This is a genomic window from Streptomyces sp. SID5464 (assembly GCF_009862985.1).
GTDB classification, from domain to species: domain Bacteria; phylum Actinomycetota; class Actinomycetes; order Streptomycetales; family Streptomycetaceae; genus Streptomyces; species Streptomyces chartreusis_D.
The window spans coordinates 69,819-83,451 of sequence record NZ_WWIQ01000074.1; the positions used below are offsets into that span (position 1 = coordinate 69,819).

Genomic DNA, 13,633 nt, shown 5'->3' on the forward strand with positions numbered 1-13,633 from the left:
GGTTCAGCTCTCCTTGAAGCCGCGGTGCAGGGCGACGATGCCGCCGCTCAGGTTCCGCCAGGCCACCCGCGACCAGCCGGCCTTGCCCAGCCGCTCGGCCAGCGCGGGCTGGTCGGGCCAGGCCCGGATGGACTCGGCGAGGTAGACGTAGGCGTCGGGGCTGGAGGACACGGCCCGCGCCACCGGCGGCAGGGCGCGCATCAGGTACTCGGTGTAGACGGTGCGCAGCGGCGCCCAGGTGGGGTGCGAGAACTCGCAGATCACTACCCGCCCGCCGGGCCGGGTCACCCGGTACATCTCCCGCAGGGCGGCGTCCGTGTCCTGCACGTTGCGCAGCCCGAAGGAGATGGTGACGGCGTCGAAGGTGCCGTCCCTGAAGGGGAGCCGCGTCGCGTCCCCGGCGGTGTAGGGCAGCCAGGGCTGCCGCTGCTTGCCGACCTGGAGCATGCCCTGGGAGAAGTCGCAGGGGACGACGTAGGCGCCGGTGCGGGCGAAGGGCAGCGAGGAGGTGCCCGTGCCGGCCGCCAGGTCGAGGACCTTCTGCGCGGGGCGCGCGCCGACCGCCTTGGCGACCTCCTTGCGCCATCGCCGGTCCTGGCCGAGGGACAGCACGTCGTTGGTCAGGTCGTACCGTTCCGCCACGTCGTCGAACATCGAGGCGACTTCGTGCGGCTGCTTGTCCAGGGATGCGCGGGTCACGGGCCCATTGTTGCAGTACGCCCGCCCGGGAGAAGCCGCGGCTTCCGCCGTGCCGCCACGTCCTCCACCCACCCGCACAGCAGCACGAACACCGCGATCAGCACCCAGCCCACGCCGAACAGGAACCACTGGCTGTCCAGCGGCAGATAGGCCTCGAACGCGGGCACGTCCCAGAACCGGTCGATCAGCGGCACGGCGAGGACCAGCGCGATCTCGTGCCAGAGGTAGATCGTCACCGCCCGGGCGTTGAAGACGGTCACGAGGCGGTCCGGCCCCCGGAAGCGGGCGAGCCCCGCGAAGTCGGTCCGGAACCGGGCCTTGGCGTACATCAGCAGCGTCACGAACCCCGCCGACCAGAAGGCCTGCGCGAGCGGGTTCTCGTCGAGGTCGTACGTGCCGTACTCGGCCTGGTGCGCCAGGGCGTACCAGCCGCCGCAGGCCAGGGCGGCCACCGCGAGCGGGACCACCGCGGCGGGCTTCAGCCGGGCCAGGACGCCGTCGTGGTGCGCGAAGCCGAGGAGCCAGCAGAACAGGAACGTCGCCAGGTCGGTGAGCGTGCTGCCGAGACGGCCGTCCGGCGGCTGCCAGGCGTAGCGGAGGGCGACGACCGGGACGAGCGACGCCGGCAGGACCGGGACGGGCGCGAGCCGGAACACCTTCAGCAGGAGCGGGGAGAGGAGGACGAACCACAGGTAGGTCCGCAGGTACCAGAGGATCTCCCAGGCCTGCCCGGCCCAGGCGTCGCCCGGCGGGTCGCCGAGCGGCACCACCCAGTACACGATCTGCCATCCCGGCATCCAGCCGTGCGCCAGCATCGCGCCCACCACGAACACGCCCCAGAACCAGAAGGGCGGCAGCAGTCTGCGGATCCGGCTGCCGAGCACCGTGCGCGCGGGACGCCGGAGGGACCTCGCCATCAGGGTCCCGGCCAGGCCGAACATGACCCCCATGGAGGGGAAGACCAGCCCGGCCCAGGCCCAGCCGAACGTGTGGTACGCGACGACACGGACCAGGGCGACGGCCCGGAGGGTGTCGAAGTAGCGGTCCCTCACCGGGCGGGCGCCGGCCTCCGGGAGCGACCGCTCGGCCGTCCTGCCGTGCGCCCCCATCAGCTCGCCCCCGCCGGGGTCCCGACCTCGCCGGTCCGCTTCAGCTTCTGCCAGCGCAGCCGGCCGCCGGTGAGGGCGGTGACGCAGGAGTGGATGAGGACGAGGTACATCATCTGCCGGTAGGCCAGCTGCTGGAGCGGCATCATCAGCAGGTAGCGGTACTTCTCACGGTCCAGGCGGAAGGCGTAGGCCGCGCACAGGAGCTGGACGCCGAGCACCGCGCACCACGCGAGCAGGGCGGCCCGGAAGTCGATGAAGATCATCGAGTAGAGGGTGAACAGGTCGATCAGCGGGGCGAAGACCGGCGTGACGATCTGGAACAGCACCACCAGCGGCATGCCGACCCGTCCGAAACGCCCCGAAGGCCCCTTGTCCGTCAGGGACTTGCGGTGCTTCCACAGCGCCTGCATGGTGCCGTACGACCAGCGGTAGCGCTGGGACCACAGCTGCTTGAGCGATCCGGGTGCCTCGGTCCACGCCCGCGCGTGCTCCTGGTAGACGACCCGCCAGCCCGCGCGGTGCAGGGCGATGGTGATGTCGGTGTCCTCGGCGAGGGTGTCCTCGCTCATGCCGCCGACGGCCAGCACCGCCTCGCGCCGGAAGGCCCCGATCGCGCCGGGGATGGTGGGCATGCAGCGCAGCAGGTCGTACATGCGGCGGTCGAGGTTGAAGCCCATCACATACTCGATGTGCTGCCAGGCGCCGATGACGGTGGTGCGGTTGCCGACCTTGGCGTTGCCCGCGACCGCGCCGACCTGCGGGTCGGCGAAGGGCTGGACGAGCTGCCGTACGGTGTCCGGTTCGAAGACGGTGTCGCCGTCCATCATCACGACGATGTCGTGAGAGGCGTTGCGCACGCCGTTGTTCAGCGCCGCCGGTTTGCCCGCGTTCGCCTGGCGGATGACGCGCACGTTCGGCATGCGGAGGGACTCGGCGATGTCCGCCGTGCCGTCCGTCGAGCCGTCGTCCACGACGATGATCTCGATCGGGTGGGTGCTGTGCGCCAGCGAGTCGAGGGTGTTGGCGATGCACTCCTTCTCGTTGTACGCCGGGACGATCACGCTCACCGGCCGGGTGACCGTCGGCCCCCAGCTGAAGCGGCGTCTGTTGCGCCGCCGGTGGTGGCGGCGGGCGAGGACCAGCATCATCCCGAAGCGGCCCATGACGGCCACGCCGACCACCATGAGGCCGACGGAGAGCGCCGGCACGGCCCACTCGGCGACGGCGACGGCCGCGACCAGGGCCTTGCCCTCGTAGAGGACGGCGCCGGTGGCCTCGCGGTGGGCGGCCTGGAGGCGGGGTCCGTCGAAAGCACCGGGAGCGGCCGCGTTCGTCTGCTCCATGACGCCGCTGATGGTGGTGAAGGTGTAGCCCTTCGCCCGCATCTCCTCGATGTACTTGGGCAGCGCCTCGATCGTCTGCGAGCGCTCGCCGCCCGCGTCGTGGAAGAGGACCGACGCGCCCTTGTCCTTCTCCGGCGTGGCCCACCGGACGATCTTCGAGACGCCCGGCCGCTTCCAGTCGTCGCTGTCGGTGTCGACGAAGACGCTGGTGTAGCCGTCCTGGCCGAGCTTCTCGTAGACGGGCCAGCTGTAGTTGTCGATGGCGTCCGTCTCCGAGGAGTACGGCGCCCGGAACAGGGTGGTCGTGATGCCGGCCGCGCCCGCCAGCGCGAGCTGGGTCTGCTCCATCTCGCGCCGGACGCGGGCGTCGCTCTGGTACGACAGGTCGACGTGCGTGAAGGTGTGGATCCCCACCTCGTGGCCCTGCTTGACCATGTCCCGCACGATGCCCGGGTAGCGCGACACCATCGAGCCGACCAGGAAGAACGTGGCGGGCACGTCGTACTTCTCCAGGATCGCCAGCACCTGCGGCGTCCACGTCGGGTTGGGGCCGTCGTCGAAGGTGAGGGCGATGGTCTTGTCCGGGACGGAGACGGTCGTGGCCCGTCCGCCGCGGAAGGTGACGATCGGCCCGCCGTCCAGGACGTCGTCGGGTACGTCGTCGGAGGCGGCCCCGGTCCGGACGCGCTGGTCGCCGCCGACCTCGGCGCGCAGATAGCCGTCGAGGAGCATCACGCAGACCAGCGCGAGCAGGAGCAGCAGGGCGAGGATGACGCGCGGCTTCTGGAGCGCGGCGGCCTTCCCGGCGGCCCGCTCCATCCGGGAAGGGGCGCGGCGGCGGCCGCGGGAGGGGGTGGTCGTGGACATACGGCGGCCCCCGGTCAGTCGGCGACCGCGGAGGCGGACGTGGACGAGGACGTGGATGTAGGCGTGGATGTGGGCGTGGACGTGGATGTGGGCGTGGATGTGGGCGTGGTCGGGGCCGATGTGGGACCGGCGGTGGCGCTTGCCTGCGGCGGGGCCGACGGGACACCGCTGGGCCGGATTCCCGGGCCCCCGGGACCACCAGGGCCGCCGGCGCCACCGGCGGGCCCCGCACCCGCCAACGGCAGCAACTGCGACGGCGTGAGCGAGGTGCCCCAGCCCATGAAGGCCGCGCCGAGCACGGCCGCGTACCCGAGGCAGACGGCCCCCAGGAGGAGGCCGATCCGGCGCAGCAGCCGGGCCCGGCGTCCGGAGTTGTCAACGAACACGGGCCCATCGGCGGACTCGTTGCCGCGTTTGCGGCGGCGACCGCGAGTGACGCGGCTTTCGATGGCAGGCTCGGAATGCATTCCCCGGACACTAGGAGGCGTTTATGTGCCCTAAACTCGGGTTTTCATGTGAGAGACCCGTGAGAAAGGGCTCAACCTGTCCTTTCTCTGAGAGTTCTCACGTTTGGCTGCGGAACTCGCCCTGGGCGCCCGAATTGATGTGAGACGTTTGCGGCCGGGAAACGTATTGGTCTTGGACCGCGGACACCGACATCAGGAGAACGGGAGCGTGCGCCATGAGGAGTCACCGGAAACCGGCGGCGGTCGGGCTGGGCTGCCTGCTCGCCCTGGTCACCACGGGCTGCTCCGAACAGGCCGAACCGGTCGACCGAGCACGCCCGGCGCCCTCGGCAACAGCGGCCCCCAGCACCTCGTCCCCCGCCGGGACCGGCACCGCGTACGCCCCCTACGTCAGCGCCACGGAGGCCGCCGGCACCGACTCCGCCGGCTCCCCGACGACGTACAACCTGGCCTTCGTCCTGGCCGACGGCGACGACTGCACTCCGCACTGGGACGGCAGCCACGCGATCGGTGACCCGGCGGTGAAGTCCCGGATATCGCGGCTGGTGAAGGACGGCGGCCACGTCCGGGTCTCCTTCGGCGGCGCTTCCGGCAAGGAACTCGCGGCGGTCTGCGACAGCGCGACGGAACTGGCGGCGGCGTACGGCGAGGCCCTCGACGCGGCCGGTGCCACCCGGGCCGACTTCGACGTCGAGGGCGACGAACTCGCCGACTCCGGCTCCGTCGCCCTGCGTTCGAAGGCGATCGCGCTGCTCCAGCGGGAACGTACGGACGTGGAGGTCTCCTTCACGCTCCCGGTCATGCCCTCGGGCCTGGGCAAGGACAGCCTGGCGCTGCTCGGCTCCGCCAACGACCACGGCGTGGAGGTCGCCACGGTCAACCTGATGACGATGAACTACGGCACGTCGTTCGACGGAGACATGGGCGGCTACGCGCTCACGGCCGCCGAGGCCGCGCACACCCAGCTGAAGAAGGTCTTCGGCACCTCGGACGCGGCCGCCTGGCGGGGCATGGCGCTCACCTCGATGATCGGCGTCAACGACGTGGACGGCGAGACCTTCACGCTCGCCGACGCGGCCGAGGTTCGGGCCTTCGCCGAGGAGAAGGGCATCGGGTGGGTGTCGATGTGGTCGGCCGCGCGGGACCGGCAGTGCGCGAACGGTTCCGCGTCGGGCCGGCCGGCGACCGATTGCAGTGGGGTGAGGCAGCGTTCGGGGGCGTTCGGGGAGGCGTTCGCGGGCTGACGCGGGCCGTCGACGGAGGCCGGCTTCCGCTCAGCGCCGCCGGTGCACGAGCCGCCCCGCACACACCGTCGCGACGCACTCCCCCGCGTCGTCGAAGACGGCGAGGTCGGCGCGGCCGGTCGGGACGATCGCGGTGTTGCGCGCACCGGGCAGGACGATGACGTCGTTGCGCTCGGCGGCGGCCCGGAGCTCCGCCGAGTCGACGTATTCCTCCACGACGGCGACCGCGCCGAGCTTCAGCACCTCGTGGACGCGTTCGCGCGGGCTCGGGGCGTCCGGGAGCGGGCCCTCGTGGACCCGGGCGGGACCGAGGGTCCCGGGCCACCTGCGGACCCGGGCCCGGGGGAACGCCTCGCGGACGTCGTCGAGTGTGCCGACGGCACCGATCCGGTCCCGTCCTACGGCCACGGCACCGCCCTTGACGGGGTCGGAGTCCCAGGTGACGCGGACGGCGTCGGCCGTGTGAATGGTTTCCAACTACCTCTCCGCGCCGCTCAGTTGGAGGCGAGCAGCTTCAGCTCGGGGTGAGCCGTGCCGCCCTCGATCGCCGTGGACGAGATGTGCGAGACGACGCGGTCGTCGACGGGGTCGTTCGTCGGGTCGTCGTGCACGACGAGGTGCTCGTACGTGGTGGAGCGCTGGGCCGGGACCCGGCCCGCCTTCCGGATGAGGTCGATGATCTCCATCCGGTTGGACCGGTGCTTGGCGCCCGCGGAGGAGACGACGTTCTCCTCCAGCATGATCGAGCCGAGGTCGTCGGCGCCGTAGTGCAGGGAGAGCTGCCCGACCTCCTTGCCCGTGGTCAGCCACGAGCCCTGGATGTGGGCGATGTTGTCCATGAACAGCCGGGCGATCGCGATCATCCGCAGGTACTCGAAGAGGGTCGCCTGCGTCCGGCCCTTCAGGTGGTTGTTCTCGGGCTGGTAGGTGTACGGGATGAAGGCGCGGAAGCCGCCCGTGCGGTCCTGGACGTCCCGGATCATCCGCAGGTGCTCGATGCGCTCGGCGTTGGTCTCGCCGGTGCCCATGAGCATGGTGGAGGTGGACTCGACGCCCAGGTTGTGGGCGATCTCCATGATCTCCAGCCAGCGCTCGCCGGACTCCTTCAGCGGGGCGATGGCCTTGCGGGGCCGCTCGGGCAGCAGCTCGGCACCGGCACCGGCGAAGGAGTCGAGCCCGGCGGCGTGGATGCGCCGGATGGCCTCCTCGACGCTCACCTTCGAGATCCGGGCCATGTGCTCGACCTCGGACGCCCCCAGGCTGTGGATGACCAGCTGCGGGAACTCCTTCTTGATCGCCGCGAAGTGCTTCTCGTAGTACTCGACGCCGTAGTCCGGGTGGTGTCCGCCCTGGAACATGATCTGGGTGCCGCCCAGCTCGACCGTCTCGGCGCACCGGCGCAGGATGTCGTCCAGGTCGCGGGTCCAGCCCTTGTCGGTGTCCTTGGGGGCGGCGTAGAAGGCGCAGAACCGGCACGCCGTGACGCAGACGTTCGTGTAGTTGATGTTGCGCTCGATGATGTACGTCGCGATGTGCTCGGTGCCGGCGTACCTGCGGCGGCGTACGGCGTCGGCGGCGGCGCCCAGCGCGTGCAGCGGGGCGTCCCGGTACAGCGCGAGCGCCTCGTCGGGGGTGATCCGCCCACCGGCGGCTGCACGGTCGAGGATGGGCTGAAGGTCGGCCTTCTCGGTCACCGGGCGTCCCTTTCGTAAGGGTTGTGGACGGACCAGCCCAGCGTACGCCAGCGGTTCGGGCCGCTGGACGTCAGGCCTTCGGGCCCTGAGGCCGTCAGGCCGCGTAGGCCCCGGCCAGGAGTCCGAGGAAGGCGCCGGAGATCAGGAACGGCCCGAAGGGAATGGCCGTCTTGCGTCCGGCGCGCCGCGCGACCACGAGGGCACCGCCGTACAGCGCGCCCAGCAGGAACCCGGCGAAGGTGCCGAGCATCACCGTCGGCCACCCGTACCAGCCGAGCACCGCCCCCGCGCCCAGGGCGAGCTTGACGTCGCCGAAGCCCATCCCCGCGGGGTTGATGAGGAACAGCACGAAGTAGCCGCCGCCCAGCGCGAGCGAGCCGAGCAGGGCGGTCGTCCACTCCCCCGCGTGCTCGGGCACGAGCGCGGTGACGCCGAGCAGCACGAGCGCGGCCGCGGCGAACGGGAGGGTGAGCGGGTCGGGCAGCCGCCGCACCCGGAAGTCGACGGCCGTCAGCAGCACCCCGACGGGTGCGAGCAGCAGCCAGACGCCGATCTCGGGCCGGGTGCCGGTGGCGGCGGCGAGGGCGGCGCAGACGAGGGCGGTGGCGATCACCAGCGGTGCCGTACGCGGCCCGTATCCGGCCTCCTCGCACTCGGGGCACGAGGCCCCTCCCAGCCAGCCCCTGAGGGCGTGCCCGCCGGGACACCGCTCCCGCCACGGCTCCCCCGAGGGGGCCGAGAACCGATAGGCCGCGCGCGGCAGGAACGCGCCCGCCGCCGCGCCCCACAGCGCGGCGGCGACGACCAGGACCCCGGTGTTCATCCCACCGCGGCGATCGCGTCGCGCCACGTCGGCAGCAGCTCGTCGAGCAGTGCCTCGGTGCGCGGCGGCAGGCCACGGGCCCCGCTGCGCCCGATGAGATCGGTGGCGAGCGCCGTCAGCCGGGACGTGTCGCCGGTGGCGTGGGTGGCGCGCAGCAGCTCGTGCCACAGGCGCTCGTCGGCAGGGGCGGTGCGCAGGGCCGCGTTGAGGGCCTCGATGGCCTTCTCGGCGCGGTTCTTCTCCATGTGGAACTCGCACAGCGCGAGCCCGGTGTCCGCGACGAGCAGCGGCAGCTGGGCGTCGACGATCTCATGGGTGAGCCACCGGTAGCGGCCCTCGGGCCGGTCGGCGAGCAGCGGCCCGCGCACCAGCACCAGCGCGTCGGTGAGCAGCCGCCCGCGCACGGCCCGGCTGCCGACGCCCTTGCCCTGCGTGGCCTCGTGGTAGAGGGACCGCAGCACGTCCAGGTCGGAGACGACGGACTTGGCGAGCGTGAGCCGCCCGGTCGCGTCCCTGCCGAGGCGGGGCGTGCCGTCGGGGTCGGCGCCGAGCCAGTCGCGCAGCCGGTCCAGGAGCGCGTCCCGTACGTCGTCGGTGACGCCGCGCGGCCACAGCGCGGAGGACAGCACGCGCGGGTGCACGCCCTCGCGGTGCAGGAGCAGCAGGGCGAGCGCCTCGTGCAGCAGGGCGCTGCGCTCCCCGTCCGGGGTGTCGAGGCCGATGATCTCGTACGGCCCGACGAGCCGGGCGTAGACGGCAGGCCGGCCCTGCTCGCTGATGTCGACGAGGAACGGCGGGGTGCTCGCGGGCCTGTCGGATTCTCGCTCCGGGTCCGCCTCGACGAACAGCTCGACCACGGCCCGCTGCTGCGCGACCGGCAGCAGCTGGGCGTCGAGTTCGAGCCCGAGGAGGGGTGCGAGCAGCTTGCCCTGGCCGGTGATCTCCATCTCCCAGGCGGCGCCCGGCAGGTCGCCGGTCTCGGTGCCGACGAGGTAGCCGATGCCGAGCCGGCTGGCGTCGGCGGCGAGTTCGGCGAGCTTGACGGCGTCCTCGGCGGACGGCTGGGCGGCGAGCAGGACCAGGTGCGGGGCCCACCGGGTGTGCTGGGCGGGCCCGGTGCGCCCGGTGAGGACGGAGTCGTGCCCGGCGGCGCCCAGCGCTCCGCGCCGCTGCCGTGTCTCGGCCTCCATGGTCTCGACGAGCGCCTCGACGTCCTCCAGGTGCCGGATCCGGCTGGGGGCGAGCGGCGTCAGGTCCTCACCGAAGCCGACGAGCGTGATGGTCATGCGGTCGGACCACCCGTTGGTCGCCAACTCCGCGGCGACGGACGCGAAGACGGCGGCCCGGTCGGCCTCCCGGCCGGAGAGGGAGACGATGCCGGGCACGGCCTCCAGGTTGAGCAGCAGCCGCGAGTCGTCCATGGTGCCGAGGCTGACGAGCCCCGGGTAGGGCGCGGCCGTGTCGACGTCCTCGTAGCGCTCGGCGTCCGTCCGGGCCAGCATCCAGAAGGTCTGGTCCTGCCCCTGCTGCCAGGGGGCGGGCGGCTTCCCGGCGGGCTGGGCGAGCTGGAGGTGCAGGTCGCCGTTGCTGAGCCAGGCCGCGTACACGACCGGCAGGGCCCGCGACTCCTCGGCGAGGGAGGCGGCGAGGCCGCGCAGGCTCCGGTCGAGCATCCGCACACCCTCGGGGTCGGCCCCGACGAGCAGCGCGTCCTGGACGTCCTGCGCGTCCCCGCTCGGCGTGGGCGGTTCCATACCGCGCCGCCCGCCGACGGCCCCGAACGCCGACTGCCACAGCGCCTGCCGGCGCCGCCGCCCCAGGGCACCGAGGAGACCGGCGGCGAGGAGGGGTGCGCCGAGGAGGGCTTCGGGCAGACCGAAGGAGCTGTCGGACTCGGCGTCGACGCCGGTGGCCTGCTGGTGGCCCAAGTCGGGGGCGGGCCGCTGCTCGGGCAGGGACAGCTGGGAGGCGGAGGGGCTGCCACCGGCGTGCTCGTGCCCGCCGCCCTGGGCACCGCTGCCTCCGCCTTTGGCGTGGTCCCCCGTCTGGGCGTAGTCGGCGATCTGCTGCTGCACGTCCGGCGACACGTTGGGAGCCTCGTCGGGCATCTCGACGAGCTCGCCGCCGCGCGCGTCGCCCGGCATCTCCATGATCCATCCGGGCCGGATGAGGCTGGCCTCGGAGAGCTTGGACCCGTCCGGCTGGATGCGGTCCTTGTTGAGCTCGAAGATCTCCTTGTAGCGACGCCCGTCACCGAGGTGCCGCTCCGCTATCTCCCACAGGGAGTCGTGGTGACGTCCCTCGGGCGGCTGGATCCGGTAGTACTTCGTGTCGCCCTGCTTGGCGGTGCTGCCACCGGCGTCGGCGTGCGAGGCGGCGTGCGAGGCCTGCTCGGCGAGGGCGGCCGCGGTGTCGGCGGCCTGCTCCTGCTGCTGGGCGAAGAAGCCCGGGGTCTGCTGGGCCGCGGCTACGGTGGGCTTCTGGTTGGCGTCGTACCCGCTCTGCCCGAGCTGCGACAGCCCGGGCGCGAAGCTGGCCGCGGTGGCGCCGACGAGGAGCAGCGCGGCGACGAGCTGCCGGGCGAGCAACTGACTGGGCCCGGCGCCCGGCACCCGCCCCGGCACACCGACACCGGACAGCGCGGCCTTCATCTCCACGAGCACGCAGGCGGTGAACTGGGCCCACGCGAGCCACACCACCACGGTGAGGATGTTCAGGAACGTCTGAACGGTGATCTCTTGCTGGAGCCAGTCGAGGCTCGGCACCCCGTTCGGCAACGGCCACCCGATCTGCGTGGCCAGCGCGCCCGGCACGCCGACGAGGAGAACGGCCAGGGCGACGAACGCGAAGAACGCCTTGACGAAGTCCCCGAACGACCGCCGCTGCACCCTCACCGGCTGCGGCGTCCGGTTCCTCGGAGCCGTCGTTCCCGTCGTACTTCCCGTCGAGCTTGACGAGCTTGAGGTGCGGCGTCGCGGCATGGCGGGTGTCCTGGGGTCGTGTGTGAGTGCCGTGAGGCGAACTGCGGGGCGAGAGGTGTGCTGAGCCTACAGAGATCTTATTGACTCTCATTGAGGTCGTCGAAGGCCGCAGGGAACGAACGCCGTTGACGTCCGATTTGCGCCGCTGCTCGCCTGCGGTTGCCCCTGCGACCGAGCAGCCGGGAGGGCCCCCTTCGCGACTGCCACGCATACTCCTCACGCGCCCTGCACAATCCGTCGTGGCTGCTCAGAGGCCACGATCAACCGCTGATGGCTTCGTTCCCTGCTGCACATGCCGAACCTCGGGGGGAGAATCCGTGGCCCGCCGCGCTCGCCGCGATGGCGGCACTTCCGCTCACCGCATGCGGCGGGGGCAGCGAAGGCGAGTCGCCGGACGGCACCAAGGGGGCGGACTCAGACACAAGGAGCCCGCCGCCATCCGCGTCCGACTCGGCGGGACTTGACCGCCCGGCCGTCAGCGTGCCGAAGGACTTCAAGCTGGTCTTCGACTTCGACCAGCCGTCCGACGCGAAGCACGCGGCAGCGCTCACCGACGCCGAGAACTACATCCGCGCGCTGAAGCACGGCATCGCCGAGCAGGATCCGAACCGTTCTGCAGGAACCAGGCCAAGCCCTACAGCAAGGAAACCAAGACCGGGAAGGTCCACTACACGGACGAGAACCCGGACAGCTTCCAGAAGTTCAGGTTGCTCATGGTGCCCCCGTCCGGAGGCTCCGAAGTCTGGCGGACCGCGAACATCGAGGTCATCGGCAAGGCGAAGGAATGCCGGTGAGGGTGCCTTCACGGCGGACGGCGCTTCGGGGTGCCGCCGTGGGCACGGCGGCGGTTCTGTGGGCTGCCGGAGCCGCTCAGGCAAACGACCTCACCGGCAACACGACCAGCCCTTCGCCGAGTTCGAGCCCGTCGGGCAACGCGAACAACCAGGAACTCTCCGCTTCCGTCACGTCCTCCCACCTCAAGGTCAGTCAGGTGAGCGGCCCCACCGGTGGCAAGCAGGGCACCCAGGACTCGCCCTCGGACATGTCAGCCCCCACGCGTCCTGGGGCGGCCAGAAGCTGTGGACGGATCACTATCGGGACGGCAAGGACGCCTACAACTACGAGGACGGCTCCCTCATCACCCGCAAGGGCTACGACGCCTACAACCTCGGCAAGGACGGCTACTTCTGGCGCGGCGTAGCCCGCGACCTCGAGGACCCGGACTCGTACGACTGCGAACGCGTCATGTTCTGGCAGGACGCCGGCGAGATCCGCGACGTGCCGAACGCCCCCACGCCCGAGACGCTCGCCGAGTACGCCTACGACAGGGTCAAGGTCCCGGACACGGAGATCGAGCTGAAGCCGGAGGGAAGGTCGACGGTCAACCTGCCGACGTGGGTGTGGCTGGACAAGGGCACCAAGGGCGACGCCGACAAGACGCCGCCTTGCGGCATCAGGTACCTGCGCGCCACGAACGGTGAGCCGTACCAGTTGAAGGCCAGCGTCTCGTGGGAAGGCACGGGCGGCGCGAACGGCGACCTTCCGGATGGCACCTTCGAAACGACCCAGGACATGAACGTCCAGGAAATCCAGTCGATCAACCGCTGACCCGGCTCCCACGTCGTTCGCAACCGCCACGCCACATTCCTCACCTCCCCCACACAATCCACCGCTGCCTCTCAAAAGCCCATTACCGGCCCCTGATAGCTTCGTTCTCTGCCGCACACGCCGAACACCCGGGGGAGACGAACCGTGGCACGCCGCGCTCTGACCACCACTGCCGTCACGCTGACCGCGACAGCGGCGCTGCTCCTGACCGGCTGTGGGGGTGGCGATTCGCAGTCGGACGACATCAAGGGGGCGGACAGCGGGCCGAGCAGCCCGTCGGCCTCCGCTTCGTCGTCTGCGGCGCCCGAGGTCAAGCGCCCCGTGATCAAGCTTCCCAGCAGCTTCCAGCTGACCTTCGAGAACTGGACGAGCAGCGACCCCGTCGAGCAGGCCGTACTCAACGACGCCAAGGAGGAAATCCGGGCAGGGTACGCGGCGATCATCGAGAACGACCCCGATAGCGAGGCCGTCGCCTTCTATGACACAGAAGGGGTCCGCGGGCAGACCAAGGAGTGGATCAGGTCCTACACGGACAAGAACCTCACCGTCATCGGCAAGCTGCCCACCTTCAACCCCAAGGTCAACCTTGCCAAGACCGGCAAGGGAGCATCGCTCAGTTACTGCACGGACGAGAGCGAGGCGAAGACCAGGAACCGTGCAACCAACAAGGCCGAGGGGAACCCGGCAGGCACGGACCCCTACGTCCTCTACTCGGTCTCCCTGGCGAAGAACGAGCAGGGCGTGTGGCAGAACGCGTCGGTGCACTCCGAGCGAGGGGCCTGCTCCAAGTGAGGTCAC

Annotated in this window: 11 protein-coding genes; 3 read left to right on the forward strand and 8 right to left on the reverse strand. The window is 71.3% G+C overall.

Features of this window, described 5'->3' with window-relative positions:
- Window positions 1-3: 3 nt before the first annotated feature.
- The 4 genes from GTY47_RS36045 to GTY47_RS36060 are packed head-to-tail and all read right to left on the reverse strand — an operon-like array spanning window position 4 to window position 4,404.
- Window positions 4-699, reverse strand: a complete 696-nt coding sequence (locus GTY47_RS36045) for a demethylmenaquinone methyltransferase (RefSeq protein WP_010041567.1) — start codon at window positions 697-699, stop codon at window positions 4-6.
- The gene (locus GTY47_RS36050; protein ID WP_010041569.1) at window positions 696-1,808 is read right to left on the reverse strand and encodes an acyltransferase; all 1,113 of its coding nucleotides are present in this window, start codon (window positions 1,806-1,808) and stop codon (window positions 696-698) included. The genes GTY47_RS36045 and GTY47_RS36050 overlap by 4 nt, the downstream gene beginning before the upstream one ends.
- Window positions 1,808-4,018: a glycosyltransferase gene (locus GTY47_RS36055; RefSeq protein WP_010041572.1), complete on the reverse strand. Its 2,211-nt coding sequence runs from the start codon at window positions 4,016-4,018 to the stop codon at window positions 1,808-1,810. Before GTY47_RS36055 ends, GTY47_RS36050 begins: the two co-directional genes overlap by 1 nt.
- A gap of 14 nt (window positions 4,019-4,032) precedes the next feature.
- On the reverse strand, window positions 4,033-4,404 hold the full coding sequence (locus GTY47_RS36060) for a hypothetical protein (protein ID WP_086012529.1): 372 nt from the start codon (window positions 4,402-4,404) through the stop codon (window positions 4,033-4,035).
- A 296-nt stretch (window positions 4,405-4,700) separates the two neighbouring features.
- Between GTY47_RS36060 and GTY47_RS36065 the strand changes: the two genes are divergently transcribed.
- The gene (locus GTY47_RS36065) at window positions 4,701-5,729 is read left to right on the forward strand and encodes a chitinase (RefSeq protein WP_010041576.1); all 1,029 of its coding nucleotides are present in this window, start codon (window positions 4,701-4,703) and stop codon (window positions 5,727-5,729) included.
- 30 nt (window positions 5,730-5,759) lie between these two features.
- Here GTY47_RS36065 and GTY47_RS36070 read toward each other — a convergent pair whose 3' ends face one another.
- The 4 genes from GTY47_RS36070 to GTY47_RS36085 all read right to left on the reverse strand — a co-directional run bounded on the left by GTY47_RS36070 (window position 5,760) and on the right by GTY47_RS36085 (window position 11,227).
- Complete coding sequence (locus tag GTY47_RS36070; RefSeq protein ID WP_010041578.1) at window positions 5,760-6,206, reverse strand: hypothetical protein; 447 nt, start codon at window positions 6,204-6,206, stop codon at window positions 5,760-5,762.
- Window positions 6,207-6,223: 17 nt separating this feature from the next.
- Window positions 6,224-7,423 carry a cyclic dehypoxanthinyl futalosine synthase gene (gene mqnC / locus GTY47_RS36075; RefSeq protein WP_010041580.1) on the reverse strand — a complete coding sequence of 400 codons (1,200 nt, stop codon included), beginning with the start codon at window positions 7,421-7,423 and terminating at the stop codon, window positions 6,224-6,226.
- A gap of 94 nt (window positions 7,424-7,517) precedes the next feature.
- The gene (locus GTY47_RS36080) at window positions 7,518-8,246 is read right to left on the reverse strand and encodes an A24 family peptidase (RefSeq protein ID WP_010041581.1); all 729 of its coding nucleotides are present in this window, start codon (window positions 8,244-8,246) and stop codon (window positions 7,518-7,520) included.
- Window positions 8,243-11,227, reverse strand: coding sequence for a BTAD domain-containing putative transcriptional regulator (locus tag GTY47_RS36085; RefSeq protein ID WP_029181287.1), 2,985 nt, complete (start codon window positions 11,225-11,227; stop codon window positions 8,243-8,245). The genes GTY47_RS36080 and GTY47_RS36085 overlap by 4 nt, the downstream gene beginning before the upstream one ends.
- Before the next feature lie 852 nt (window positions 11,228-12,079).
- On the opposite strand from GTY47_RS36085, the gene GTY47_RS36090 reads away from it, so the two are divergent.
- Together GTY47_RS36090 and GTY47_RS36095 are read left to right on the forward strand one after the other, a co-directional pair.
- Complete coding sequence (locus GTY47_RS36090; protein ID WP_010041585.1) at window positions 12,080-12,835, forward strand: hypothetical protein; 756 nt, start codon at window positions 12,080-12,082, stop codon at window positions 12,833-12,835.
- Window positions 12,836-12,979: 144 nt separating this feature from the next.
- Entirely contained in the window at window positions 12,980-13,627 is a 648-nt protein-coding gene (locus GTY47_RS36095) for a hypothetical protein (protein ID WP_010041588.1), read from the forward strand.
- Window positions 13,628-13,633: the final 6 nt, after the last annotated feature.